Raw genomic sequence first — 26,117 nt, 5'->3', positions numbered from 1 at the left:
CTTTCCATATGTCAATATTCTCCTACAAACAGCGAAATAATATCAACCTGGTTATTATTATTGCCCTTGGCTGTTTGATTGCATATTCTTTGCAAGGAGTATTTGGCTCTATATTGAGTACCCTTGTACTTTACACCATACTTAGGCCGGGATACATCTACCTTGCTGAGCATAAAGGAATAAATAAGCAGCTTGCGGCAATTTTACTGCTTTTTATATCCATTGTTTTGATTATCCTTCCTTTTTATGGATTGAGCACAATGGTATTGAGCAAAATTACCGAGCTGCAAAACGACCATATTTATTTTCAGAACCTGATCTTTAAGTTAAAGCACCTCATCCCTGTGGGTGAAGAGGTGCAGGGCCTGATTGAGGAAGGCATTAGAAAAGCCGGAGTTTGGGCTACAGAGTTATTCCCTTCGTTAATTTCAGGGGCTTTTAACATTGTACTTGGTCTCTTACTGATGTATTTTCTGCTGTATTTTATGTTGGTGGAACGGGAGAAGTTTGAGTCTTCGCTGGTAAAATACGCACCCTTCAGAGAACAGAATTCGCACAGGTTTGCAGAGCAAATGCGCGATACGACTTACGCAAATGTGGTTGGACAAGGACTGATTTGTATGGTACAAGGTTCGCTTGTGAGCCTCTCCTTTTTTGTACTGGGTTATAACGATCCTGTTTTTTGGGGAATTATTACAACGTTCATTTGTTTTGTCCCGATTCTGGGGCCTCCTATTATATTTGTGCCTGCCGCCCTCATGCAAATTGCCGCCGGAAACGAGTTTGCCGGATGGGCAATGCTGGTATTTGGCTTTGTGGTAATTATAAACATAGATAATGTACTTAGGTTCATCATCGCCAAAAAAGTTGGTAACATCCATCCCATCATTACCGTTATCGGCGTTGTGATCGGTATTCCGCTTTTTGGCATCCTGGGCCTGGTCTTTGGGCCTTTACTCTTGTCTTATTTCATACTACTGATTAAAATATATGAAACAAGTGCAATGGCTTCAGAAAGATTGGAAAGAATTAAAACAATTTCTGAATCAGAAGGGTTATAATTACGAATAATTTCTTAGTGTTGTACAAAGAAACTTTAACATTAAAATTTAAAATCATGAACGACAACTCAAAAGTATTGATAGGTTTATTAGCTGGTTTAGCAGCAGGCGCTGCATTAGGATTATTATTTGCACCAGATAAAGGTACTGAAACCAGAGACCGCTTGAGCCAGTCTTTAAAAGACCTTGGAGAAACGATTAAAGATAAGGCTGTAGATGAGATCAATCACCTGGCAAGTTTAAAAGACAAGGTAGTAGATTCTGTGAAAACTAAATTCAGGACCGAGGAAGAAGAGTTTGCTGACGATGTTGAACATGCGTAAGCTTTGTTAATTATAAATTATGCAGGAGAATAAAGAAAAAAGCATTGATGAACTTGTGTCTGATGCTAAAGCCTATTTGGAAGCCAGGGTAGAATATACCCGTTTGTATCTTGTGGAAAAAGTATCCAGAGCATTTGCTGATCTGGTTACCAATGCTGCTGTAATTATTTGTTTTACACTTGCATTTTTATTTGCTACAGTTACGCTGGCCTTATATTTATCAGACGTTCTGGGTAGCTATACTAAAGGATTTGGCAGTGTTTCCCTCATCTACCTGGCATTGGCACTTATTGTCTATTTTACAAAGGATAAATACATTGAAAAGGGGATCACCAATTTTGCGATCCGTAAATATTTTGATAAACTAGCTGATAAGGAGGAGGACGAAAATGAAAAGGTATAACATTAATAACCTTGAACAGCTGCATGAAAGAATTGTGAGCCTAAAGGTAGATTATACGTTGAAAGGTGATTATCTTAAAAATGATGCTAAAAACTATGTAAGGCAGTTTAGTCCTGGAAACCTGATTAAGAAATACGCTACACCTTCTGCATTCTTAAAAGTTGACGACAAATTTAACATTAGCAGTTCAATCATGTCATTGGTACTGCCTGTAATCATGAACAGTACCTTGTTTAGAGGCTCTGGATTCATTACCAAGGCATTGGTTGGCTTAGCGACCAGTAAGGTAGGAAAAACGCTTGACGCAGAGCACTTGTCTGGAATTTTTAATTCCGTTAAATCTCTTTTTAGCGGAGCAAAGAAAAAGAAAGATAAACCAGTAGGCTATGTTGATTATGGCATTCCACCAGATAGTGAAACGTATTAATCTATATGATACAAAAAAAGGAAGCCCAGCGGCTTCCTTTTTTTGTATCTAGAATTAAAGGGTAGTTTGAATCTTTAGCTCTTTTAATTGTTTATCGTCTATCGTAGATGGGCTATCAATCATCACATCTCTGCCCGAATTGTTTTTAGGGAAAGCAATAACATCACGGATGCTGTCCAGGCCGGCGAAAATAGAGCATAACCTGTCAAATCCGAATGCAATACCACCATGAGGTGGCGCGCCAAATTCAAAAGCATCCATTAAAAATCCAAATTGCTTTTGCGCTTCTTCTGCAGAAAAGCCCAGGTGTTTAAACATTAATGCCTGTAAAGTCCTGTCGTGGATCCTGATTGATCCGCCACCAATTTCGGTTCCGTTCACCACCATGTCATAAGCATTGGCACGTACTGCTCCGGGATCGGTATCCAGCATGGCAATGTCTTCTGGTTTAGGAGATGTAAATGGGTGGTGCATAGCGTGGTAGCGGCCACTTTCTTCGTCCCATTCTAACAACGGAAAATCCAATACCCACAGCGCACTAAATACATTTTTATCTCTTAACCCCAAACGGTTACCCATTTCCAGACGCAGTTCGCTCAATTGCTTACGCACCTTATCTGTTGTGCCAGCCATAATCAGGATTAAGTCGCCTGGTTTAGTGTCAAATGTAGCCGCCCATTTAGCAAGTTCTTCTTCACCATAAAATTTATCTACAGATGATTTTATGGTTCCATCTTCATTGTGTCTGCAGTAGATTAATCCTGTAGCGCCAATTTGTGGACGTTTTATAAAATCGGTAAGCTCATCCATTTGCTTCCGGGTATAATGTGCACATCCATCAGCTTTAATACCAATTACAAGCTCTGCATTGTCAAATACCGGGAAAGAATGCCCTTTAACCAGGTCTGTTAATTCAACAAAAGCCATGTCAAAACGGGTATCTGGTTTATCTGAACCATACAAGCGCATGGCATCAGCATACTGCATTCTTGGCACCTCTGGTAAATCAAAACCTTTTATGTCTTTAAACAGTGTGCGGATCAGGCCTTCAAAAGTATTTAGGATGTCTTCCTGTTCAATAAAAGACATCTCGCAGTCTATTTGTGTAAATTCAGGTTGGCGGTCTGCACGCAAATCTTCATCTCTAAAACACTTTACAATTTGAAAATAACGGTCAAATCCCGATACCATCAACAATTGCTTAAAAGTTTGCGGAGACTGTGGCAATGCATAAAACTCGCCATTGTTCATTCTGCTTGGAACAACAAAATCCCTTGCACCTTCTGGTGTAGATTTAATTAATACAGGTGTTTCTACTTCAATAAAGTTCAGGTCATCTAAATAACGACGAACAGCCTGCGCCATTTTATGTCTTAACACCATATTGTTTCTAACAGGATTGCGTCGCAAATCCAGGTAGCGGTATTTCATTCTTAAATCGTCTCCTCCGTCTGTATCGTCCTCAATCATAAATGGAGGCAGTTTTGCCGCATTCAGGATTTCCAGGTCAGAAACTTTTATTTCTACTTCTCCTGTTGGTATTTTAAGGTTTTTATTAGAGCGTTCTACAACCAGTCCGCTTACTTTGATTACAAATTCACGGCCTAAACCCCTGGCAGCTTCACACAGATCTTTATTATCATCCATGTTAAATACCAATTGAGTAATTCCATAGCGGTCGCGGATGTCAATAAAAGTCATTCCACCCAGGTCTCTGGATTTTTGTACCCAGCCACATAAAGTAACCTGTTCTCCTAAATTCCCGATCGTTAAAGCACCGCAAGTTGTTGTTCTTAACATTATTAAAAAGTATTAGGGCGCAAAAATATTCATTTTGAGCCACATATTGTAACCACAAGTCATTTTACTTCTACATTGGGAAAGTAATTTCAGTTATTTTGCCTGCTGATGCAACATCTAAAAAATACAGGGGTCTTATAGACGAACAATTAAATATTTGGAAGCGGTATACATAGATAAGCACGCAGACCTTGTTAATGAATGTAAACAAGGCGGGCGTAAGGCACAATTTGAACTTTACAAATTGTATGCAAAGGCTATGTATAATGTTGCTGTTAGAATTGTAAATCACAATGGGGAGGCAGAGGATGTATTGCAGGATGCGTTTTTAGATGCTTTTACCAGAATTGGTACATTTAGACAGGAGACTACTTTTGGATTATGGCTTAAACAAATCGTAATCAATAAAAGTATCAACCAGCTCCGGAAACGTAAGGTAGAATTGCTGAGTTTGGATGGTATAGAAATAGCAGAAGATGTTGAAAATGAGGCCAGCGATATTGACTATAAGGTTAATGAAATAAAGGAGGCGATGGGGAAACTTCCTGACGGATACAGGGTGGTATTGTCTTTGTATTTATTTGAAGGCTATGACCATGAAGAGATTTCGCATATCCTTCAAATTTCGGAAAATACCTCACGTAGCCAATATATGAGGGCCAGGATAAAATTAAATAGCTTATTAGAAAAGAGAGGAGTATGAGATGAGCAAGAAATTGGAAGAGTACATTAAAACGAATAGAAAGTCATTTGATTTAGAATCGCCGTCTGATGAATTATGGGAAAGGATTTCATCAGGTTTAAATCAGCAACCTAAGCCAAAAACGTTCAATTTAAAAATATGGCTGGGTATTGCGGCTTCAATTGCGGTTATATTGGGAATAAGTCTGATTGTACTAACAGCACGCAAGCCGCAAAACATAGAAATTGCTGACGTAAATCCGGCCGATGCAAAAATGGAAATGCGGTTTGCGGGTTTGATAGAGCAAAAGAAGGACAGTTTACAGGTCTTTGCCAAACAAAACCCCAGATTATATTCGCAGTTTAGCCGGGACCTCAATAAGATGGATGCAGATTATGACCGCTTAAAGAGGGAATTGCAGCACAGCCCTAATCAACAACTTATTGTGCAGGCGATGGTAAAAAACCTGGAGTTTCAACTTCAGCTCATTAGTCAGCAACTTTGTATTATTAATCAGGTAAATGAGGCCAGAGGGGAGAAACAAATATGAAAAAGCTGGCAGGATTTTTTGCATTGTTGTTGTGTTTTGTAAGTATTGCGACTGCACAAACGGCTATTGATGAGTTTAAAGTATCCATAGAAAAACTGGCTAAGAATATCACTAAAAATGTAGAGCAAATTAGGCTTGATGCAGAACAGTTTCCTGACCTGGATGAAGATGAGCCCGTACTGTCTAAAACCATCAGCAAAACATTTGGGGTAAAAAATTCGGATAAGATTGTTGTTAATAACCAGTATGGATCTGTTGTAGTTAAAATATGGGATAGGAATGAAGTGAAGGCCGATGTTTTAATTAAAGCTTACAGCGGAAGCCAGGAAGCCGCAAGAAAATTACTGGATGAAGTTTCTATAGATGCCTTTAAAACGAATGGCCAGGTGTCATTTAAAACAAAAATGGAACAGAACAACGATAACTGGGGGCGTGGGATAAGAAATGGCAAGAAATGGCAAAGGGAACTTCGGATAAATTATATCATTTATATGCCAGCACCCAATGCTCTGGATATATTTCAAACTTATGGCAATATCGTCATGGATGATTTTTGTTCCAGCCTTTATATTAAGTTGCAATATGGAGATTTCAGTGCAGATCAATTGAAACACATCAATAATTACTTTGACATTCAATACGGCAGTGCCAAAATTGGTAAAATTAATTCAGGTACATTTAAGCAGCAGTATGGTGGGGGCTTAAATATCGGATCTGCTGAGAAACTTGTTGTTAACGCCCAGTATGCCGCTGTAAACGTTGGACGACTTAACGGGAATGGGAAGTTTGAGATCCAATACAACAGGCTTAGTATTGCAGAACTACATAATGGCTGTAAAGAACTCCTTGTAAATAGTCAATATGGAAATGTATCACTGGGTTTTAGTGATCGATACCATGCAAACTTTGATGTACAGACCAATTATGGCTCTTTTAAGAGCGCTGGTTCTGCTATAAATTCAGAAGTGCAAAACCTTAGGGATACCTTTTCCAAAAACTTTAGCGGAAAAATAGGCAACGGAGGCTCGGCCCTGGTTAAAGTAACGTCCAGTTATGGATCTGTTGTTTTCCGGTAAAAATTAAAACTAAAACTAAGCAAAGCTTGTTGGATAATTCAGCAGGCTTTTTTTACCTTAGCGGGCTTAGCTGATGATATGGAATTTTTTAGTACCCCCGAAGCCTGGATATCCCTTTTTACCTTAACTGTTTTAGAAATTGTTCTTGGTATTGATAACATTGTTTTCATTTCCATTCTTTCGGGCAAGCTTCCGGCCGAGCAGCAAAACAGGGCCAGAAAGTTAGGTCTTGGACTGGCCATGATTACACGTGTGCTGTTGCTGCTTTCTTTAAGCTGGGTAATGAGCTTAACCTCACCCTTGTTTAATATAGGGGATTGGATAAGCTTGGATAATAAGGAATGGCTGGATAAACTGGCAATTTCTGGCAGAGACCTGATCCTGATTGTTGGAGGTTTATTTTTAATTTATAAAAGTACACATGAAATACACCTGAAGCTGGAAGGCGAAGAAGAGGAAGAAGGAAAAGTAAAAGTCCATTCTTTTGCAGGCGTAATTATCCAGATCCTTATCCTGGATATTGTTTTCTCCCTGGATTCTGTGATTACAGCGATTGGAATGGCAGAGCATGTAGAAATAATGATTGCTGCGGTAGTTATTGCTGTACTGATTATGATGGTTTCTGCAAATGTCATCAGTACTTTTGTAAATACCCACCCAACGGTTAAAATGCTTGCACTCTCCTTTTTATTGCTGATTGGGGTTTCCTTGCTGGCAGAAGGCTTGGACCAGCACATCCCTAAAGGATATATTTATTTTGCGATGGCCTTTTCTGTTCTGGTAGAAATGCTGAACTTAAAAATGAAAAAGAAAACGCGCAGTCCGTTAAAACTTAAAAATACTCCTGAAGAAGAAGAGAAGAGTTAGTACTTTCGTTTCATGATTTCTTTTTTTGAAGCCTCTTTGGCTGAACTTTCAATACACCGGATTGGTAATAAATCTGAAGATGAGTTCTATGTGCTTTCTGAGCAGTCTATTGTAATCAAAGACGAATTGCTTACTGGTTTATTGATGAAGTATTTTCTGGGACCTTACGAAAAGGTAAACGAAATCTGCAGGTTCTTCCATCCCAATGACAATTTAAATTTAAATGAAGTTTACCATTTTGCGAAGGAGATCTTTGAAAAAGGAGAAACTTTTCATGAGAATACCCAGCAACTTGCCAAATACCTGTATGAGGTTTCCAGTCACCCGAAAATAAAATCGGGAGAGTTGTATGTTGGTTATTTCGAAAATGTGCAGATAGAGGGCGAATTGCACGATGCAATCGGCATTTTTAAATCTGAAACCAAAGAAACGTATTTGAAGGTTTATCCGGAAAACGCAGGCTTTGGATTGAGTTATGAGCAGGAAGCTATAAATATCAGTAAACTGGATAAAGGTTGTTTGATCTTTAACACAGAAGCAGCAGAAGGTTTTAAAGTGGCGGTCATAGATCAGACCAACAGGAGTGCAGAGGCTGTTTACTGGAAAGATGAATTTCTTAAGCTTAAAGTGCGTAATGACAATTATAACCAGACCAATAATGTGCTTGGGGTTTATAAGAACTTTGTTACGCAAAAACTGGACGAGGATTTTGAACTGACTAAGGCGGATAAGATAGATTTATTAAATAAGTCTATGAAGTACTTTAAGGAAAAGGAAAGCTTTGATTTGGATGAGTTTTCCAATGAAGTGATTGCAAATGCAGATGGAATAGAATCTTTTAAGAATTTTAAAAAGAGCTATGAAGAAGAGTTTGATACGCCGATTGCAGATAGCTTTGACATTTCCAGTGCTGCGGTAAAAAAGCAGGCCAGGACCTATAAAAGTGTGCTTAAGCTGGATAAAAACTTTCATATTTATATTCACGGAGATAAAGAGCTGATTGAAAAGGGCTTTGACGACAATAAAGCGATGAACTTTTACAAAGTTTTTTTTAAGGAAGAACAGTAAACTTCTGAGGTAATAAGGTTTATATTACTATATTCAAAGAATATTTTAAGACCAAACCAAATTTTTATTACCGTATGAACGCTGAACTAAAACAGAACAACATTTTTAAAGTGATTGGTGCGTCCTCTCTGGGGACGCTGATTGAGTGGTATGACTTCTATATTTTTGGAAGTCTGGCCACCATTATCGGAGCCAAACTATTCCCCGCAGATGCTGGTGCTTCTGCACTGATTAACACCCTGGCTATTTTTGCCGCCGGATTTATTGTAAGGCCTTTTGGAGCCCTTGTATTTGGCCGGCTTGGAGATTTAATTGGTCGCAAGTACACCTTTTTATTGACACTTGTACTGATGGGCGGATCTACCTTTTTGATAGGTCTGGTTCCTTCTTATGCCACTATTGGGTACGCCGCCCCTATGCTGGTATTGTTTCTGAGGCTTGTGCAGGGCCTTGCACTGGGCGGTGAATATGGTGGTGCAGCTACTTACGTGGCAGAACACGCACCTGTAAATAAGCGTGGTTACTTTACCAGCTGGATCCAAACTACTGCTACCGGAGGATTATTTCTCTCGCTTGGAATTATTGTAGTCACTAAAAATGTGATTGGCGCAGATGCATTCTCAGATTGGGGATGGAGAATTCCTTTCCTGCTTTCTATTCTGCTGGTAGGTGTTTCTATCTACATCCGTTTAAAAATGCACGAGTCTCCAATGTTTACTAAGCTTAAATCTGAAGGTAAGGTATCTAAAAACCCACTTGCAGAAAGCTTTAACAACAAAGCCAATTTTAAAATGGTGCTGCTGGCTTTATTTGGCGCTACCATGGGACAGGGGGTAATTTGGTATACGGGACAGTTTTATGCACAGTCCTTTATAGAAAATACCTGTAAAGTAGATTTCAATGATTCCAGGTATATTTTGTTATGGGCAATTGCTTTAGCTACCCCGTTTTTCGTAATTTTTGGTTCCTGGAGTGATAAAGTAGGTCGCAAATGGATTATGCTTACAGGAATGTTGCTGGGCATTGTTTTTTACAGGCCTATCTATCAGATGTTCATAGATGATACCAAGGTTTCGGAGAGGGCAATGGAAGATATCAAATCTTCATCGGCTCCTGTTGTTACACGTACCGCAATTAAAGATACACAAGACAGCCTGGTGTCTACCGTTGCAACGGTTAGTTTATTGGATGGAACTACATTTAAGAAAATAGAAACGGATACTGTATTTGCGGCAGCAGGAAAACCTGTTGTTTCTGCAAAAGATACTTTTAAAGACATCACCTTATCTACCCCAATATTCTGGAAGTTTGTTTTTCTGGTATTTTTCCAGATTTTGCTGGTAACAATGGTGTATGGACCTATTGCGGCATTCCTGGTAGAGTTGTTTCCAACTAAAATACGGTATACATCAATGTCTTTGCCTTATCATGTAGGTAATGGGGTATTTGGCGGACTAGTTCCATTTATTGCTACGCTGATTGCCAGTTATTCAGGTTCTACGCCTTTATCTGGCTTATGGTACCCTATTGGTATCGCCGCTTTAAGTTTCATCATTGGTGCGGTGTATTTGTCCAACAAAAAACAAGTTAACACAGCAGATTAACCTATAAAAATATTTGAATTATGAGTGCATTAAAAAGAGTATTAGGCTTGCTTTGGATCGTATTAGGCCCTGCAGCTATGTTGTTTATGTTTTTGGAGGCTTGCGACAAAGTGGCGCTTGCTCCTGTGGGGGTAGACAAAACGAATACCATATTACAATGGGGCATCATCCTGTTTATCTTTATACCTATTTGTACAGGACTGGTAATTTTCGGCCTTTATTCCCTAAAGGGCGAATACACCAAATTACCTGAAAGTTCTGAAGAACTATAAAATATATTCGTCATTAATAGGTTTGATTGGGGCAGGGATATTTTCCTCTCCAATCATTTCCAATAAATTGATCTCAATAGTTCTTGTAATCTGATTTAAAGGGATTGCTGATGAATTGTTCTCAAATGGATTGATCAAACTCATTCCGTTAATTTGCGTAGAGACGTAAACAAAGCCTACCAGCCAGCCTAAAAAGATAGACCATATACCAGCATGCTGGCTGATTACAAGCGTGAGGGATACCACAAAAAGCCAAATGAATACTTTAGTAAAGTAATTATACGTTGTTGGAAATATCGTATTCTTAATCCGTTCAGACATACCCATTTCATCCGTAAATTTTACCAGGAGCTGGTTCATTTCCATAAACCTAAATCCGTCCAGTGCCCCGGATATGTTTAATTGATGAAGGTCTCTTGATTGAAGTCCAAGGATGGCATTGGCAACATTGGTTTGTTTATTAATCTCTGTTACATCTTCGGGACTCAGGTAGCTGTTGTAACTTTCATCTACAGCATCTCTTAACCGTGCTTTTAAAGCATATAGGAATGCGATATGGCGGTGTATCATCTTTTGTTGTATTTCCTTATACTTAGCATCCTCAGATGCTGGGTAAATAAGAAAAGAATTCAGGCTTCTGGCCCAGGAACGTGAGTCGTTTACCAGGGCACCCCAGATCTTTCTTGCTTCCCACCAACGGTCATAAGATTGATTGTTGTTAAAGCCCACAAAGAAAGCAATGGCCGTACCTAACACGGTTGGTATAATAGCAGGAATTTCAAAATGATGTCTGATCAGGAAATGTCTGATTAGATAAGCCATTGTGCAGGAAAAGATCATGATAAGGTCAACCTGCCAGGTATTCCTGAGTATTCTGCTGATTCTGATATTTTGTACAACTAGCATAAAATGGCTTTAAATCTATAATGAGTTACAATACCCGGAGCAATAATCCTTTTAAATATTCCCCTTCTGGAAAAGAGATACGAACGGGATGGTCTTCCGGTTGGTGAAATTGCTTAATTATTTGCACTTCTTTTCCTGCATCTAAAGCAGCCCAGGCAATAATTTGTTTAAACGTTTCTAAATCCACTGCTCCAGAGCAGGAATAGGTAGCCAAAATACCACCGCTTTTAAGTAATAGCATGCCCAATCTGTTCAGGTCTTTGTATGCCCTTGCTGCGCGGTCCAGTGCAGATCTTGAAGGCGCATATTTAGGCGGATCAAGCACGATAACATCAAAGATCTTTCCTTCTTCCTTGAAAGCCCTGAGTTGCTTGTTTACGTCAGATTGGAAGCTGGTTTGGCTATCTTCCGCAAAGCCGTTCAGGCTAAGGTTATGCTTTAAAGTTTCTATGGCCAGTGCCGAGCTGTCTACACTGGTAACATGTCTGGCTTGTTGTTTTAAAGCATTTAGGGTAAAGCCTCCGCTATAGCAAAAGCAATCCAATACTTCTTTGTCTTTTGTATAAGCAGCAAGGATTTCGCGATTGTCACGCTGATCGCAGTAAAAGCCGGATTTTTGTCCGTCAGCAATGTTGATGTGGTACCGCAGCCCATTTTCTTTGACTTCAATAAACTCAGGAGGGTTTTCTCCCCAAAGTAAACCTTGTGCTGCTTCCAGGTTTTCGTGCGTGCGCGCACTGGCATCACTTTTATCAAATATTCCTTTCGGACTTAATTCTTCTTTTAAAATGGCGATCAGGTCTGCTTTTATATTTTCCATTCCAGCACTTAAAATCTGTAAAGATAAAAAGTCGGCATATTTGTCTATGATCAAGCCTGGAAGGAAATCAGCCTCACTAAATACCAAACGACAGGTATTCGTGTCTTCATTCAGCAGATGAGCCCGTGCGGCAAGTGCTGTTTTAATTTTTTTATGATACCACTGTTGATCAATAAGTTGCTCTTCTTCCCACTCCAGCAACCGAACGGCAACCCTCGACTGATCATTGTAGTAACCGTATGCTAAAAAAGATTTATCTGCTGCATATACTTTTACTACTTCACCGTTAGCTGGTTTTCCTTTTACTTTTTCAATTGCACCAGAAAATATCCATGGGTGTTTTTGCAATGCGGCTTTCTCTTTGCCTTTTTTCAGTACTACATCAATCATAATGCAAAGGTAAGACAATATCCTGTTTCGTTCTAATCCCTATTAACACTCAAAATCAGATATTTTGTCCATGGATCAAAAATTAGCCAGAATATTATAAACTTGCATCTTTATAACATTGATTTAAGATATGGAAGAGATAAATTGGAGTGAATTTGAAAAGGTGGAACTGCGTGCGGGAACAATTTTGGAGGTATTTGATTTTCCGGAGGCCCGGAAGCCTGCTTACAAAGTAAAAGTAGATTTTGGTGAATTCGGGGTAAAAATGAGTTCTGCACAAATCACTAAGCATTATACAAAAGAAGAGTTGCTGGGGCAACAGATTATAGCGGTCATTAATTTTCCGAAGAAACAGATTGGGAAATTTATGTCGGAGTTTTTGGTTACTGGTTTTGCCGACGAAAATGGTGATATCGTATTGACAGCACTAAGGGGTAAAGTACCTAACGGTGCTAAAATGGCTTAGTTTAATGTGGTTTAACCTTATCTTTGAAGCATGAGTTTTTATAATTTTTCTGGTGATGCTGATCCGATTCTTGAAGACGAACATTTTATGAGACTTGCCCTGGAGCAGGCGCAAATGGCTTTCGACGAAGAGGAGATCCCTATTGGCGCTATTGTGGTGTGCCAGGGCAGGATTGTTGGCAGAGGTTATAACCTTACAGAGCGGTTAAATGATGTTACCGCACATGCCGAAATGCAGGCATTTACGGCCGCCAGTCAGACACTTGGAGGTAAATATTTAAAAGATTGTACGCTATATGTAACCATTGAACCTTGCGTAATGTGTGCAGGAGCCAGTTACTGGATGCAAATTGCCAGAATTGTGTATGGCGCAAAAGAGGAGAAGCGCGGCTTTAGTACAAAGTCAGGGAATTTATTGCATCCCAAAACGGAATTGAAGAGCGGTGTGCTGGCGCAGGAATGCGGCGAATTGATGACCAGGTTTTTTAAAACTAAGCGCGGTTATTGACAAAGAATTGAACAAAACTTAACCTTCGAATGTTATATTTGTCTGTTAAACAAATTTTAAAAATAAATTATAATAGTATGGCTTTTGAATTACCTGCGTTACATTACGCAACAGATGCATTAGAACCGCATATCGATAAACAAACTATGGAAATTCACCATGGTAAACATCACCAGGCTTACGTAACCAATTTGAATAAAGCATTGGAAGGCAAGCCTGAAGCAACTCAAAGCATCGAGGAAATTGTTAAAAACATTGAAAAATTTCCTGCAGCAGTAAGAAATAATGGTGGTGGACATTACAATCACTCTTTATTTTGGGAAGTTATTGGCCCAAACAAAGGTGGTGAGCCTACAGGTGCTCTAGCAGAGGCTATCAACAGCGCTTTTGGTTCATTAGCTGATTTCAAAACTAAATTTGCTGAAGCTGGTGCAACCCGTTTTGGTTCTGGATGGGCTTGGTTAAGCGTTGGTGCAGATAAAAAACTGGTGGTTTCTTCTACGCCAAATCAGGATAATCCTTTAATGAGCGTTGCTGATGTTAAAGGTACACCGATTTTAGGTATGGACGTATGGGAGCATGCTTATTATTTGAAATATCAAAACAGACGTCCGGATTACATTGCAGCTTTCTGGAATGTGGTAAACTGGGATGCTGTTGCTGAAAAGTATAAAAAAGCATTGTAATATAAATTTTTGGCCATTTTGGCTAAAAGATGGGGCCTGCAAGTTTAATCGCTTGCAGGCTTTGTTGTTTGTGGCTTATATTTGTATATAATTTTATAAATTGCAAATATCTTTAAAGTAAGCCCCTTAAGGGCTTTTGACTAATGATTATGAAAGTATATATTTTAACCCTGTTGTTGATTGCCGGCATAACTGGATTTGCTAAAGCACAGTCTAATAAAATTCCTACAGCCCAGGAGCTGGCAACGAAAAGTATTGATGAGATGGACAAAACAGTTAAAATGAATCCTACTCAAAGAAACATTATCTATAATTACACGCTTGACATGACAAAGGAGCAACTGGCGCTGATCAAAAAGCAGCAGGCGGGCAATTATAATGAAGATGATGTTTCTAAATTTTATAAACTGCAAAATCAGACTACACAAAATATCAAAACGATTTTAAAGGGTGATCAGATTGCAGCTTATGATAAGTTTCTGGAAGATCAGCTCAGTGGAAATTCAAAAAAGAAGAAGAAAAAAGGCAAGCGTGGTAAAGAAGAAGAGGAAGAAGTGGTTACTGGAATCTCAGGATTAAAATTACCTCCTCCTACTCCTTAATTATGACCCTAGTTCAGCTTGAATATATTGTTGCGGTAGATACGTACAGAAGTTTTGTTGGCGCTGCAGAGAAGTGTTTTGTTACCCAGCCCACGCTTAGTATGCAAGTACAGAAGCTGGAAGAAATGCTTAGTGTAAAGATCTTTGACCGGAGTAAACAACCGGTTGTGCCTACAGAAATTGGTGCCCAAATTATTGAACAGGCACGGTTGGTACTTCAGGAAAGCCATAAGATAAAGGAAATCATCACCAATCAGCAACAGGAAGTTACCGGAGAATTGAAGGTTGGTATTATCCCTACGGTTGCACCTTATTTGTTGCCGAAGGTGATCTCTGCCATGATGACCAGCTATCCGGACCTTAAGTTGCTGATTTGGGAATATACTACCGAAGATATTATTCATCACTTAAAAACAGGCGTGCTGGACTGTGGTATTTTAGCCACTCCATTGGCCGATAATCACATACAGGAAATCCCCTTGTATTACGAGAACTTTGTAACTTATATCAGTAAAAATAGTAAGCTGTATAAAAAGAAGACTATTGATGCGGATGATCTTGAGGATGAAAACATTTGGTTGTTGAATGAGGGGCATTGTATGCGTTCTCAGGTGCTGAACATTTGCCGCTCTACAAAGGATAGCCGTTTGCAGGGTTTAACTTATAATACAGGCAGCGTGGAAACGCTAATCCGTATGGTAGATGTAAATAACGGAGCCACCTTATTACCTGAACTCGCCCTGGCAGATTTGAGCACCAAGCAACTGGCTAAGGTCAGGTCTTTTAAGTCGCCCGAGCCTGTAAGAGAGATCAGCCTGGTTACGCATAAAAACTTCATCAAAAAGCGGATGCTCAATGCCTTTAAAGAAGAAATTCTTGCCATCATTCCCAAAGCAATGAAAAGCAGGAAGAAAAAAGATATAGTAGGTATTTAGAACGGCGTTATTCTTTACATAAGAAATCCTGATAAGCCATTTTGATGCCCTCTTCCAGTTCTATCTGATGTTTCCATCCCAGGGCATGTAGTTTAGACACATCCATCAGTTTTCTTGGTGTTCCATCAGGTTTTGTACTGTCAAAAGTCAGTTCGCCTTCAAATCCGATGACCTTTTTAATTAAAAGCGCAAGGTCTTTAATGGTCATGTCTTCTCCAGTACCAATGTTTAGGAAGCCTGAATCGTCGTAATTTAACATCAGGTAATAACAAGCTTCTGCCAAATCATCGGCAAACAGGAACTCTCTCATTGGAGAACCAGAGCCCCAGATGACTACTTCTGAAGTGCCATTGATTTTTGCTTCATGGAATTTGCGGATCAGCGCCGGCAATACGTGAGAGTTTTGCGGGTGGTAGTTGTCATTATAGCCATACAGGTTAGTAGGCATTACAGAAATGAAATTACAGTTGTACTGTGCGCGGTAAGCATCGCACATTTTAATGCCTGCAATTTTTGCTATGGCATAAGGTTCGTTAGTTTCTTCTAACAATCCTGTCAGCAAATAATCTTCTTTTAGCGGCTGCGGTGCAAGCTTAGGGTAGATACAGCTGGAGCCTAAAAACATCAGTTTTTTAACATCGTTTTTGTAAGCCTGATGGATGACATTGTTTTGGATAGACAGGTTTTCGTACAAAAAGTCTGCACGATAAATGTTGTTGGCCACAATACCGCCAACTTTTGCTGCTGCAAGGAAAACATATTCTGGTTTTTCTGTTTCAAAAAATGTTTTTACAGCTTCCTGGTCGCGTAAATCCAGTTCAGAAGAACTACGGGTGATCAGATTGGTATAACCTTCTTTAACTAACTTACGGTAAATGGCAGATCCTACCATACCACGATGTCCTGCTACGTATATTTTTGCGTTCTTATCCACTAGTACAATTTTATTGGCCTAAAAGTACGAAATAAGTAGCGAGATTTAAATGATAGATGTGTGCATAATCGTATTTTTGCGTAAAAAAATTGAAGTGGGTAAAGATAAATTAAGGAAATTTGCGGAGATAGATACATTTGATAATGTTTATCAAATGGAAGAGGGCAAACCTTTAAAAGGTAAATGGGCAGCTGATCACTTTAACAACAACAATCCTATAGTGCTTGAACTGGCCTGCGGTAAGGGAGAATATGCATTACAGATGGCCAGGCTTTTTCCGGAAAAGAACTTTATTGGGGTTGACCTTAAAGGGAATAGGATATGGCGTGGTGCCCGTACAGGCGTAGATGAAGGGATTAAAAACCTTGCGTTTCTACGTATCCAGATAGAGGATGTAATGGATTATTTTGCTGCGGATGAGGTGGACGAAATATGGATCACCTTTCCTGATCCGCAACCTCAGGACAGCAGAGAAAAGAAACGCCTAACTTTTCCTGGATTTTTAGCAAAATACAAGACCTTTTTAAAACCCGAGGGCAGGATAAACCTAAAAACAGATAATGATGGTTTGTACCTGTATACGGTTGAAGTTGTGGAGAACCTGGGCTTGCCATATTATAAAAAAACAGATCAGCTGTACAACTCTGAATTTTACGATGAGGTGCTTTCCATCAAAACACACTATGAGCGCATCTATCTTAAACACAATAAAAACATCAATTATATTCAGTTTTCTCTTGATTCAACTAGTGACCAGTTAACCATTTAGAGATGGGTAGTAATACGGCTTCTTTTTATGAACAGGTTTATGAAATAGCCAGGCTCATTCCAAAAGGAAGGGTTACCTCTTACGGTGCAATTGCCAAAAGCCTGGGAGCCGCTAAATCGTCCAGAATGGTAGGGCATGCGATGAGTTATGCGCATGATGCAGAACCGGCCGTACCGGCACAACGTGTGGTAAACAGTAGTGGGTTATTGACCGGAAAGTTTCATTTTGGTACGCCTACGCTGATGCAGGAGCTTTTGGAACAAGAGGGTGTGACCGTTAAAAACGATAAAGTGCAGGATTTTAAAAAGGTCTTTTGGGATCCTATGTTGGAGTTGTAAAATAAAGATGAATTAATCTGTCGCAGGCTGGATCTTTTTGCCCTGAAAAAGGGCTGCAAATTCCTAGGCCTGCTCGTAGATCAATTCATCTTTCTTGAATTTCAACTCCGGGTGTGTATTGTTGGTGGCGAGTTGACACCGAAAATGAGTCGTCCATGCGTAGCGAGTATTAGTGGGCAGCAAGCCAGTTGACACCTTCGCCAATTTCCACTTCAATAGGCACATTGGTTTTGATGGCCGTTTTCATGCGGTGCTCAATAATTTCCTTCATTTCAGCGACTTCAGTTTTCAATACATCAAACACAAGCTCATCATGTACCTGCATGGTCATTTTAGATTTTAACCCACGATCCTGCATGTCTTTGTGGATGTTGATCATGGCCACTTTAATCATATCAGCTGCAGAACCCTGTATGGGCGCATTGATGGCATTTCGCTCTGCAAAACCACGTACGGTTTGATTGGCAGAATTGATGTCACGCAGGTACCTTCTCCTGCCCAGGATGGTTTCTACAAAACCGTTTTCCCTGGCAAAATTCATCGTATCGTTCATGTACCTTTTGATACCGGGATATTGCGCAAAATATTGTTCTATCATTGCTGCAGCCTCTTTACGGGGGATGTTCAGGTTTTGAGACAAGCCAAAAGCCGATTGTCCGTAAATGATTCCAAAGTTTACTGCTTTAGCATTTCTTCTTTGGGTGCTGTCTACTTCTTCATTGGTTACCCCATAAACTTTGGCGGCAGTGGCAGTATGAATGTCTATGCCTTTGCTAAAGGCATCCAGCATGTTTTCTTCTTTACTGATCTCCGCAATAATCCGAAGCTCTATCTGGGAATAATCTGCAGAAAGCAAAACATGGTCTTCGTCTCTTGCAATAAATGCTTTACGGACTTCCCTGCCCCGCTCTGTGCGGATAGGAATGTTTTGCAGGTTGGGATTGTTGGAACTTAAACGACCAGTGGCTGCAACTGCCTGGTTAAAGCTGGTATGTACCCTGCCTGTTTTTGGATTAACCAGCAAAGGCAAGGCATCAACATAGGTAGATTTTAATTTCTGTAACTGGCGGAAATCAAGGATGTCCTGTACCACATCGCTTTTATGGGCAAGGGCCAGCAATACATCTTCGCCTGTCTGGTATTGCCCGGTCTTTGTTTTTTTAGCCTTAGGATCTAGCTGAAGCTTATCAAACAACACCTCGCCAAGCTGTTTTGGTGAAGCCAGGTTAAATTTTACCCCACATTTGTCAAATACGTTCTGTTCAAAAATTGCGATATCTTTTTCCAGCTCTTTAGAATAAGCCTGTAAGGTTTCAATGTCTATCCTTACGCCTTCTTTCTCGATGTCGGCCAATACATATACCAGTGGATTTTCTACATTAGTAGCCAATTCATGGGCATTAAACTCTTTAAGCATGGGTGCAAATACATTGGCCAATTGTAGGGTTACATCCGCATCTTCTGCGGCGTAATCTACCACCTGCTCTACAGGGACATCGCGCATGTTGCCCTGGTTTTTACCTTTAGAGCCAATTAAAGAAGTAATGGAAATTGGACGGTAACCAAGATAATTTTCGGACAGCAAATCCATGCCATGACGGGTATCCGGATCTATCAGGTAGTGCGCCAGCATGGTGTCAAAGAGTTCTCCCTTGATATTGATGCCATACCATTTCATGACCAGGATATCATATTTCAGGTTTTGTCCTGTTTTTCCAATATTTTCGTCTTCCAGTACAGTTCTAAATTCTTCTATAATTTGTTGTGCATCCTCTCTGTTTGCGGGAAGTGGGATGTACCAGGCCTCGCCAGGTTTAATAGCGAAAGAAAGTCCCACCAGTTCCGCCAGGTTTGCATCTATGTTAGTAGTCTCGGTGTCAAAGCAAATGCTTTTTTGCTGCTGTAGCAAAGAGATCAAAGCTTTGCGTTGCTCAGCAGTATCTACTTTTTGGTAATCGTGCGGTACATCCTCAAGCGTTTTATACGCTTCTGATTGCTCAAATAAGGAGGCCGGTGCAACAAAGACTTTAGCTGGTGCAGGCTCCTCAAGGGCATTCCCAAACAGGTCAATTTGCTGCGAACCACTACTTCTGCTGTCGCCAATTGAAAAGGCTTCACCAAATACCCGCTTGCCAAGCGTTCTGAATTCTAATTCTGCAAATAGAGGTTCCAGTAATTCTCTGCTGGGCTCTTCCAGCTCTAAGGACTTTTCATCAAATTCTACAGGCACATCCAGAATGATTGTAGCCAGTTTTTTAGAAACCATACCTTGCTCGGCAAACATTTCTACATTTTCCCGTTGCTTGCCTTTGAGTTCATGTGAATTGGCAATGATGTTTTCTACCGAACCATACTGTTTAATCAGTAGTTTAGCTGTCTTTTCGCCAATTCCCGGGATTCCGGGAATGTTGTCTACCGCATCACCCCATAAGCCAAGAATGTCTATAACCTGGCTTACGTTTTCAATCTCCCATTTCTTAAGGATTTCATCAACACCAAGGATTTCCATGTCGTTACCCATTCGGGCGGGTTTATAGATGAAAATATTTTCTGAAACCAGTTGCCCGAAATCTTTATCTGGGGTCATGCAGTATACCTTAAAGCCTTTTTTTTCTGCTTCCTTGGCAAGGGTTCCAATGATGTCATCTGCTTCAAAACCATCCTTTGTAATTACAGGAATGTTAAAGCCTTCAATCAATTTAAAGATATGAGGTAATGCCGCAGATAAATCTTCTGGCATGGCCTGTCTGTGGGCTTTATAAGCAGCAAAATCTATATGTCTTTCTGTGGGTGCATCTGTATCAAAAACTACTGCAATATGACTTGGTTTTTCCTTTTTCAGTACTTCCATTAAAGTATTGGCAAATCCCATTACAGCAGAGGTATTGATACCGGTAGATGTAAATCTTGGATTTTTACTTAGGGCAAAATGTGCCCTGTAAATTAGCGCCATGCCGTCAAGAAGGAAAAGTTTTTTTTCTGTTGGATTCATATTTGTGTGCTGATCTTACCTGGATAAAGGTAGCAATTTTTATAAAATCGGTTTAAAGAATGCATAGTTGAAGGAAATCATAATTATTGAGCATTAATTACGTTATTTGCTAAATAAACCCCATCAGCATGAACTCATTTAAATTACTGGCTGTATTCTTTTTCTTAACTGTTTTTGGTCGGATAGCTGCTGCGCAGGACGCTGTTACCATAGACAGTACAAACTTTGTACGCGGTACCATAAAATCAACTGACTTTGCTTCTGTCTTTTTATTGAACGATGATAAGACCGTTACTCAATATCAGGCTAAAGATGTTCAATCTTTTTTGTGGAACGGCGATACGTATGTAAGCAAACCAATTGTATTTAAGAAAAATATGGAGTTCCGCTTTTTTAAGGTGATAGAAATGGGTGCTGTAAATTTATACTCTCTTGGTGGCAGTACTGGTGCTGAAGAGGCACCACGTGAAAAAACAAGGATCAGGCCTTCGGTAGGCATTGGCATGGGAACTGGTGGATTTGGTGGCGTAGGTTTTGGCGGTGGCATCACCTTTGGCGGTGGCAGAAGACAGAATGAGGATGGCAGTGTAAAAGCGAGCCGGGGCGTTTATTATATTGAAAAACTGGGAACGGGACCGATACAAGTAGTTGCTTATGATGGTAAAGATGCGGATGCCAGTCGTACAAGGGCTCTTTTATTGCAGAAGCTGACCAATGATGATGATCTGGCCGAGCGCATTAAAGCGACAGAAAACTTTGATGTAAAAACAGTAAAAGCTTTTGTGGCGGCCTATAATGCCATGCACAAATAACTTTTACTGTTTATCTAGTTAGTTATAGCGCTATTGTCTCTCCAATTGCGGGTAGATGTAACAGTTTTTGCTCTCTTTTAAATTTAGCAAGTGCTTCTTCCTTGTCTATTTTAATAGGAGGAAAAGTATCGTAATGTACACCAATCACTTTATCACACTGGATGTATTTCGTTGCCAGGATTGCATCATCTACATCCATAGTGAAATTTCCACCGATAGGCAAAATGGCATAATCCAATTTATATAAGTCTGGCAAAATCTTCATATCTGCGTTTAAGGAAGTGTCTCCAGCAAAATAGATTGTTTTACCGCCAATTTCCAGTACAAAGCCTGCTGGGTTTCCGCCGTAACTTCCATCTGGCATAGAGCTGGAGTGTGTAGCCCAGACCATTCTTAACTTGCCGAAATCAAATTTCTGAACGCCAAAGTTCATAGACCAGGTATTTTTTACACCTTGCTTTTCTGCCCATGCCATTACCTCAACCATGCCAATAACCTGTGCATTGGTTTGTGCGGCCAATTCCACTAAGTCAGCCAGGTGATCTCCGTGCCCATGGCTTACCAGGATGTAATCTGCCTCAATGGTTTTGATGTCTATGTGCTGCGCCAGAGGATTGTGCGTAATAAATGGGTCGAAAAGAAATTTCTTTCCCTCTGCTTCTATCAGGCAGCAAGACTGCCCATAATATGTAAATTTCATTTTATATATTGTTAACGTAAATACTAAGCACCAAACATGCCGCCAAGACCGCCCATCATGTCTTTGGTCATGGCTTCCATTTCGGATGCGCTTACTTCATCTGCGCGGGTTAATGTTTTGTTAATTGCTGCCTGCAACAATTCTTCCAGTTCTTCTTTGTCGGCCTGTTTGTAAAATTCCTCATCAATTTCAACCGCAGTAATGGTTTTGTTGGCTGTTGCAGTAATCTTGATGGCACCACCTTCTACTTCTCCATCAACATATATAGTGTCTAATTTTTTCTTAATTTCTTCCGCTTTTTGTTGTGCGGCCATTAATTTTTCAAACATGTTTCTTGTATTTTAATAAGTAAACGAAATTAAGGCATTTTAGTTTATCCAGCCAATATTAATTAAGTGGTTTTTTTGCGCTGTTTTTCGACTTTGATCCCCAATTGCTTTAAATAGGCTAAAGGCTGTTTTTGTTAATATTCGTTAGGAAAAGTGTGGTATGTTACATTTATTCATTGGAAAAAGTGTGATGTGTTACATTTATTCGTTGGAAAAAGTGTATTTTAGCATTCTGATTCCATCACAATACTGAAGATAAATGAAAAGAACCAGAGCTAAACTCGTTAATTAAATGGAAACATTCCAGTAACCGCAAGCCACTTATCATTAGAGGAGCCAGGCAGGTGGGTAAAACGTGGTTGATGAAATCTTTTGGTAAAGCAGAATACGAACAGTGCGCATATGTCAATTTTGAAAGTAATAAAGCGCTTGCTGGTATTTTTGCTGACGACTTTAACATTCAGCGGATTATAACCGCATTACAGATAGAAACAGGGATCATTATAAAGCCGGCAGATACCCTGATCATTTTAGATGAGATCCAGGAGGCGCCAGGTGCGCTTACCTCGTTAAAATATTTTCAGGAGAATGCCCCTGAATACCATGTGATTTCTGCAGGTTCGCTGCTGGGCGTTGCATTAAGTGGCCATACTTCTTTCCCTGTTGGGAAAGTTGATTTTATTGATTTATACCCATTAAACTTTATTGAGTTTATGGAAGCGATGAAAGAAGAACCTTTACTTGAGCTCTTAAAAAGTAAAGATTGGGGCTTGATCAAAAGCTTTAGGCTAAAATATATACAGCTGTTAAAACAATATTACTATGTAGGTGGAATGCCCGAGGGCGTATTGGCTTTTGTAAAAAATGGAGATTTTGATGAGGTCCGTGAAATACAAAAACGCATTTTATCTTCTTACGAACAAGACTTTTCTAAACATGCTCCAAATGAAATTGTACCAAGGATCCGAATGTTATGGAATTCTATACCGCTGCAGTTGGCAAAGGAAAATAAGAAGTTTGTTTATGGGGTTATCAAACAGGGGGCCAGGGCAAAAGAGTATGAGCTGGCGCTATCCTGGCTTATTGATTGCGGCTTATTATATAAGGTAAACAGGGCTACCAAACCAGCAATGCCTTTAAAGGCCTATGAAGACTTTGGTGCTTTTAAATTATTTATTGTAGATGTAGGTTTGTTGGGTGCTATGGTAGATATGGACGTAAAAACACTCCTCGAAGGCAATAATGTCTTCGAGGAATTTAAAGGTGCATTAACAGAGCAATTTGTACTGCAACAATTGATCGTGCTGACTGGAATAACTACTTATTATTGGTCGGCCGAAAACGGAACTGCTGAAATAGACTTCCTTTTGCAACATAATGGTAAAATTATTCCGGTAGAAGTAAAGGCAGAGGAAAATTTAAAAGCAAAAAGCCTGAAGGTTTTTTGTCAAAAATATAATCCTGAGACAGCTGTAAGAACCTCCATGTCTGATTATAGAAAGGAAGACTGGCTGATTAATTTACCGCTCTACGCGATTAGCGAAATTACAAAAATTAGTTAGGCCCTTTTTCTTGGTTTTGCTCTCTCGTACTGTGAAGGCCATTTTACTTCTGCGTTTAATGCTCCTGCTGCATGCAAAGGGAAATATGGATCTCTCAATAATTCGCGTGCAATAAAAATAAGATCGGCTTCTCCTTTTTTAAGAATATCTTCTGATTGCTGTGCTTCGGTAATCAATCCTACCGCACCGGTTAAAATACCTGTTTCCTTCTTGATAGATGCTGCGAATGGAACTTGGTAGCCGGGAGAAAGTGGGATTTGCTGTTGTATGGCCAGGCCACCCGAAGAAGTATCAATGAGATCAACTCCTTTGTCTTTTAAAATCCGGGAAAGTTGTATCGCGTCAGCTTCAGTCCAGCCCCCTTCAGCCCAGTCCGTTGCAGAAATGCGAACGAATAAAGGGTTTTGTGCCGGCCATACCTGTTGTACAGCTTCCAGGCTTTCCAATAGAAAACGGATCCTGTTTTCAAAGCTACCTCCATATTCATCCGTACGCAAATTACTTAGGGGCGATAAAAACTGATGGAACAAGTATCCGTGGGCGGCGTGAAGTTCAATTACCTCGTAGCCGGCAGTAAGCGCCCGTTGCGTGGCTGCTTTGAAATCGGCAATTAATTCCTGAATTCTTTCCTTCGTGACTGCGGTAGGTGGAAGGTCTTTTTCATGAAATGGAACAGCGCTTGGAGCTATTGTTTCCCAACCACCATCTTCAGCAAGCAGTTGTTGTCCTCCTTTAAAGGGCGATTGAAAGCTGGCTTTACGTCCGGCATGAGCCAGTTGGATGCCTGCAATAGCACCCTGGCTATTGATGAAGCTGGTTATCCGTTTTAGCATGGGGATTTGTTCATCGCTCCAAAGGCCAAGGTCATCCGGAGAAATCCTGCCATCAGCAGATACTGCAGTGGCTTCCTGGATAATTAAACCTGCACCGCCAACGGCACGGCTACCAAGATGTACCAGATGCCAGTCGTTGGCAAAGCCGTCTATGGCAGAATACTGGCACATCGGTGAGACCACAATTCTATTTTTAAGCGTAATATTTTTAATGGTAATGGGAGAAAATAACAATGACATATCGGCTGTTTTTTTATTGTACAAATAAACAATTCCTGCATCGGTTTGTTGTCGTGTAAGTGTAAAGGAATCAGCAGGGCAGCTGTGTTAAATTGACATTAAGTTTTTGCCCTAAAATTGTAAAAAAGTTAAAAACCAGTTGCACAACTCAAAATTAATTTAAACCTTTGCGCTTCATTAATTTAAAGCAGGAAATAAAACACAAAATGATCAAACCAAGTGCACATAAACTTTCAATCGCCGGAGCAAAGAATATTGCTTCGAGGAGTTTGTTTATTGAGCGCCTGAGACCGATCTTTTCTGTAACCACGAACCGGCAAAATTATACCCCACGCATTTGAGTAGCCCGCCCGGAATAGCCTAATGCGCTTCCACAGAGGATTGCCTCTCAAAAAACAATTAATCAAAACATTTATCTTTTCGTTATCCTATTAATGAATATAAACGATTTTATAGTGCAGGTTGCACTTCCTGAACATCGTGTCTTTGCAGAAGAAATCTGCGAGGAAATGGCTGAGTCTGCAAAAGCCCGTGGTACGGGTATTGCCAAAAGATCTCCAGACTATGTTGCGGGTAAAATGGCTGATGGAAAAGCGGTAATCGCTTTCCATAAAGACGGAACCTGGGCTGGGTTTTGCTATATAGAAACCTGGAGCCATGGACAGTTTGTGGCCAATTCCGGGCTTATTGTAAGTCCGAAATTCAGAAAAGCCGGGCTTGCCAACGCGATTAAGCATGAGATCTTTCAGTTATCACGACAAAAATATCCAAAGGCAAAGATTTTTGGCCTAACTACTGGTTTAGCGGTCATGAAGATCAATTCGGATCTTGGATATGAGCCGGTTACTTACTCGGAACTTACACAGGATGAAGACTTTTGGAAGGGCTGCCAGAGTTGTATAAACTTTGAAATCTTAACCATGAAGGAGCGTAAGAACTGCATGTGTACCGCAATGTTGTACGATCCCGCCACTCAAAAGCACGATGTAGCTAAGAAATTTGCAGAAGAACTGCAGAAAAAACCAAAGCTTTATGAACGCTTTATGCGCATAAAGCAGCGACTGGTTATCCAGCCAAAAGAACAAAACAAAACCGGGTTTAAGTCCTTTTTCGGCTTATTGCCTGTTTTATTTAATAAATAGCTGTTGCACCGATGAAGCCGG

The 26,117-nt window shown here is 40.1% G+C and carries 29 protein-coding genes; 21 read left to right on the top strand and 8 right to left on the bottom strand.

All coding sequences use genetic code 11. From position 1 onward, the window contains the following. Window positions 1–8 precede the first annotated feature (8 nt). From LPB86_RS03255 to LPB86_RS03240, 4 genes are read left to right on the top strand one after another with little or no spacing between them, the layout of a single operon-like run. Window positions 9–1,061 (top strand): AI-2E family transporter, encoded by a 1,053-nt coding sequence (locus tag LPB86_RS03255; RefSeq protein WP_230641108.1) that lies wholly within the window; start codon window positions 9–11, stop codon window positions 1,059–1,061. A gap of 56 nt (window positions 1,062–1,117) precedes the next feature. Beyond that, entirely contained in the window at window positions 1,118–1,384 is a 267-nt protein-coding gene (locus LPB86_RS03250) for a YtxH domain-containing protein (protein ID WP_230641107.1), read from the top strand. A 19-nt stretch (window positions 1,385–1,403) separates the two neighbouring features. Continuing rightward, entirely contained in the window at window positions 1,404–1,787 is a 384-nt protein-coding gene (locus LPB86_RS03245; RefSeq protein WP_230641106.1) for a phage holin family protein, read from the top strand. Continuing rightward, entirely contained in the window at window positions 1,774–2,214 is a 441-nt protein-coding gene (locus tag LPB86_RS03240; RefSeq protein ID WP_230641105.1) for a hypothetical protein, read from the top strand. The genes LPB86_RS03245 and LPB86_RS03240 overlap by 14 nt, the downstream gene beginning before the upstream one ends. Before the next feature lie 54 nt (window positions 2,215–2,268). Here the strand turns inward: LPB86_RS03240 and aspS are convergent, their stop codons facing one another. Beyond that, on the bottom strand, window positions 2,269–4,014 hold the full coding sequence (gene aspS / locus LPB86_RS03235) for an aspartate--tRNA ligase (protein ID WP_230641104.1): 1,746 nt from the start codon (window positions 4,012–4,014) through the stop codon (window positions 2,269–2,271). Window positions 4,015–4,171: 157 nt separating this feature from the next. Between aspS and LPB86_RS03230 the strand changes: the two genes are divergently transcribed. The 7 genes from LPB86_RS03230 to LPB86_RS03200 all read left to right on the top strand — a co-directional run bounded on the left by LPB86_RS03230 (window position 4,172) and on the right by LPB86_RS03200 (window position 10,133). Then, window positions 4,172–4,717, top strand: coding sequence for an RNA polymerase sigma factor (locus tag LPB86_RS03230; protein WP_230641103.1), 546 nt, complete (start codon window positions 4,172–4,174; stop codon window positions 4,715–4,717). A gap of 1 nt (window position 4,718) precedes the next feature. Next, window positions 4,719–5,246: a hypothetical protein gene (locus LPB86_RS03225; RefSeq protein ID WP_230641102.1), complete on the top strand. Its 528-nt coding sequence runs from the start codon at window positions 4,719–4,721 to the stop codon at window positions 5,244–5,246. Continuing rightward, window positions 5,243–6,322 (top strand): DUF4097 family beta strand repeat-containing protein, encoded by a 1,080-nt coding sequence (locus LPB86_RS03220; protein ID WP_230641101.1) that lies wholly within the window; start codon window positions 5,243–5,245, stop codon window positions 6,320–6,322. Before LPB86_RS03225 ends, LPB86_RS03220 begins: the two co-directional genes overlap by 4 nt. A 78-nt stretch (window positions 6,323–6,400) precedes the next feature. Continuing rightward, on the top strand, window positions 6,401–7,189 hold the full coding sequence (locus tag LPB86_RS03215; RefSeq protein WP_230641100.1) for a TerC family protein: 789 nt from the start codon (window positions 6,401–6,403) through the stop codon (window positions 7,187–7,189). Between the two features lie 12 nt (window positions 7,190–7,201). Continuing rightward, window positions 7,202–8,257: a nucleoid-associated protein gene (locus LPB86_RS03210; RefSeq protein WP_230641099.1), complete on the top strand. Its 1,056-nt coding sequence runs from the start codon at window positions 7,202–7,204 to the stop codon at window positions 8,255–8,257. 74 nt (window positions 8,258–8,331) lie between these two features. Then, window positions 8,332–9,861 carry an MFS transporter gene (locus LPB86_RS03205; RefSeq protein ID WP_230641098.1) on the top strand — a complete coding sequence of 510 codons (1,530 nt, stop codon included), beginning with the start codon at window positions 8,332–8,334 and terminating at the stop codon, window positions 9,859–9,861. Between the two features lie 20 nt (window positions 9,862–9,881). Further along, complete coding sequence (locus tag LPB86_RS03200; protein WP_230641097.1) at window positions 9,882–10,133, top strand: DUF6814 family protein; 252 nt, start codon at window positions 9,882–9,884, stop codon at window positions 10,131–10,133. Here LPB86_RS03200 and LPB86_RS03195 read toward each other — a convergent pair. Continuing rightward, window positions 10,128–11,039, bottom strand: coding sequence for a bestrophin family protein (locus LPB86_RS03195; RefSeq protein WP_230641096.1), 912 nt, complete (start codon window positions 11,037–11,039; stop codon window positions 10,128–10,130). The two genes, LPB86_RS03200 and LPB86_RS03195, sit on opposite strands and share 6 nt — an antisense overlap. A 25-nt stretch (window positions 11,040–11,064) precedes the next feature. After that, window positions 11,065–12,249 (bottom strand): class I SAM-dependent rRNA methyltransferase, encoded by a 1,185-nt coding sequence (locus LPB86_RS03190; protein WP_230641095.1) that lies wholly within the window; start codon window positions 12,247–12,249, stop codon window positions 11,065–11,067. Between the two features lie 130 nt (window positions 12,250–12,379). Here LPB86_RS03190 and LPB86_RS03185 point away from each other — a divergent pair, with 130 nt between their 5' ends. From LPB86_RS03185 to LPB86_RS03165, 5 genes are all read left to right on the top strand, one after another. Next, window positions 12,380–12,715, top strand: a complete 336-nt coding sequence (locus tag LPB86_RS03185) for a tRNA-binding protein (protein WP_230641094.1) — start codon at window positions 12,380–12,382, stop codon at window positions 12,713–12,715. Window positions 12,716–12,745: 30 nt separating this feature from the next. Then, the gene (locus LPB86_RS03180) at window positions 12,746–13,222 is read left to right on the top strand and encodes a nucleoside deaminase (RefSeq protein WP_230641093.1); all 477 of its coding nucleotides are present in this window, start codon (window positions 12,746–12,748) and stop codon (window positions 13,220–13,222) included. Between the two features lie 77 nt (window positions 13,223–13,299). Then, window positions 13,300–13,908 carry a superoxide dismutase gene (locus tag LPB86_RS03175; protein ID WP_230641092.1) on the top strand — a complete coding sequence of 203 codons (609 nt, stop codon included), beginning with the start codon at window positions 13,300–13,302 and terminating at the stop codon, window positions 13,906–13,908. A gap of 149 nt (window positions 13,909–14,057) precedes the next feature. Beyond that, window positions 14,058–14,510 carry a hypothetical protein gene (locus tag LPB86_RS03170; protein ID WP_230641091.1) on the top strand — a complete coding sequence of 151 codons (453 nt, stop codon included), beginning with the start codon at window positions 14,058–14,060 and terminating at the stop codon, window positions 14,508–14,510. 2 nt (window positions 14,511–14,512) lie between these two features. Continuing rightward, window positions 14,513–15,445 carry a hydrogen peroxide-inducible genes activator gene (locus LPB86_RS03165; RefSeq protein WP_230641090.1) on the top strand — a complete coding sequence of 311 codons (933 nt, stop codon included), beginning with the start codon at window positions 14,513–14,515 and terminating at the stop codon, window positions 15,443–15,445. 7 nt (window positions 15,446–15,452) lie between these two features. Here the strand turns inward: LPB86_RS03165 and LPB86_RS03160 are convergent, their stop codons facing one another. Beyond that, window positions 15,453–16,379 carry a GDP-L-fucose synthase family protein gene (locus LPB86_RS03160; protein WP_370632794.1) on the bottom strand — a complete coding sequence of 309 codons (927 nt, stop codon included), beginning with the start codon at window positions 16,377–16,379 and terminating at the stop codon, window positions 15,453–15,455. A 94-nt stretch (window positions 16,380–16,473) separates the two neighbouring features. Here LPB86_RS03160 and trmB point away from each other — a divergent pair, with 94 nt between their 5' ends. Both trmB and LPB86_RS03150 read left to right on the top strand, forming a co-directional pair. Beyond that, window positions 16,474–17,148, top strand: coding sequence for a tRNA (guanosine(46)-N7)-methyltransferase TrmB (gene trmB, locus LPB86_RS03155; protein ID WP_230644282.1), 675 nt, complete (start codon window positions 16,474–16,476; stop codon window positions 17,146–17,148). Between the two features lie 2 nt (window positions 17,149–17,150). Beyond that, a complete protein-coding gene (locus tag LPB86_RS03150; protein WP_230641089.1) occupies window positions 17,151–17,486 on the top strand; it encodes an MGMT family protein in 336 nt (111 codons plus the stop codon). 169 nt (window positions 17,487–17,655) lie between these two features. On the opposite strand, the gene polA is transcribed toward LPB86_RS03150, so the two are convergent. Then, window positions 17,656–20,478 (bottom strand): DNA polymerase I, encoded by a 2,823-nt coding sequence (gene polA / locus LPB86_RS03145; protein ID WP_230641088.1) that lies wholly within the window; start codon window positions 20,476–20,478, stop codon window positions 17,656–17,658. 128 nt (window positions 20,479–20,606) lie between these two features. Between polA and LPB86_RS03140 the strand changes: the two genes are divergently transcribed. Further along, window positions 20,607–21,290, top strand: a complete 684-nt coding sequence (locus tag LPB86_RS03140) for a hypothetical protein (RefSeq protein ID WP_230641087.1) — start codon at window positions 20,607–20,609, stop codon at window positions 21,288–21,290. Window positions 21,291–21,312: 22 nt separating this feature from the next. On the opposite strand, the gene LPB86_RS03135 is transcribed toward LPB86_RS03140, so the two are convergent. Both LPB86_RS03135 and LPB86_RS03130 read right to left on the bottom strand, forming a co-directional pair. After that, window positions 21,313–21,990 carry a metal-dependent hydrolase gene (locus LPB86_RS03135; protein ID WP_230641086.1) on the bottom strand — a complete coding sequence of 226 codons (678 nt, stop codon included), beginning with the start codon at window positions 21,988–21,990 and terminating at the stop codon, window positions 21,313–21,315. A gap of 23 nt (window positions 21,991–22,013) precedes the next feature. Continuing rightward, window positions 22,014–22,319: a YbaB/EbfC family nucleoid-associated protein gene (locus LPB86_RS03130; RefSeq protein WP_230641085.1), complete on the bottom strand. Its 306-nt coding sequence runs from the start codon at window positions 22,317–22,319 to the stop codon at window positions 22,014–22,016. Between the two features lie 287 nt (window positions 22,320–22,606). Here LPB86_RS03130 and LPB86_RS20935 point away from each other — a divergent pair, with 287 nt between their 5' ends. Continuing rightward, window positions 22,607–23,881 carry an ATP-binding protein gene (locus tag LPB86_RS20935; RefSeq protein WP_370632812.1) on the top strand — a complete coding sequence of 425 codons (1,275 nt, stop codon included), beginning with the start codon at window positions 22,607–22,609 and terminating at the stop codon, window positions 23,879–23,881. Here the strand turns inward: LPB86_RS20935 and namA are convergent. After that, the gene (gene namA / locus LPB86_RS03120; RefSeq protein ID WP_230641083.1) at window positions 23,878–24,954 is read right to left on the bottom strand and encodes an NADPH dehydrogenase NamA; all 1,077 of its coding nucleotides are present in this window, start codon (window positions 24,952–24,954) and stop codon (window positions 23,878–23,880) included. The two genes, LPB86_RS20935 and namA, sit on opposite strands and share 4 nt — an antisense overlap. A 434-nt stretch (window positions 24,955–25,388) precedes the next feature. On the opposite strand from namA, the gene LPB86_RS03115 reads away from it, so the two are divergent. Then, a complete protein-coding gene (locus tag LPB86_RS03115) occupies window positions 25,389–26,096 on the top strand; it encodes a GNAT family N-acetyltransferase (RefSeq protein WP_230641082.1) in 708 nt (235 codons plus the stop codon). Window positions 26,097–26,117: the final 21 nt, after the last annotated feature.

The sequence above is a fragment of the Pedobacter sp. MC2016-14 genome (genome assembly GCF_020991475.1).
Lineage (GTDB): Bacteria > Bacteroidota > Bacteroidia > Sphingobacteriales > Sphingobacteriaceae > Pedobacter.
Note: the sequence above shows the minus strand (reverse complement) of the source record. Positions and strands in the feature narration are given on the sequence as shown.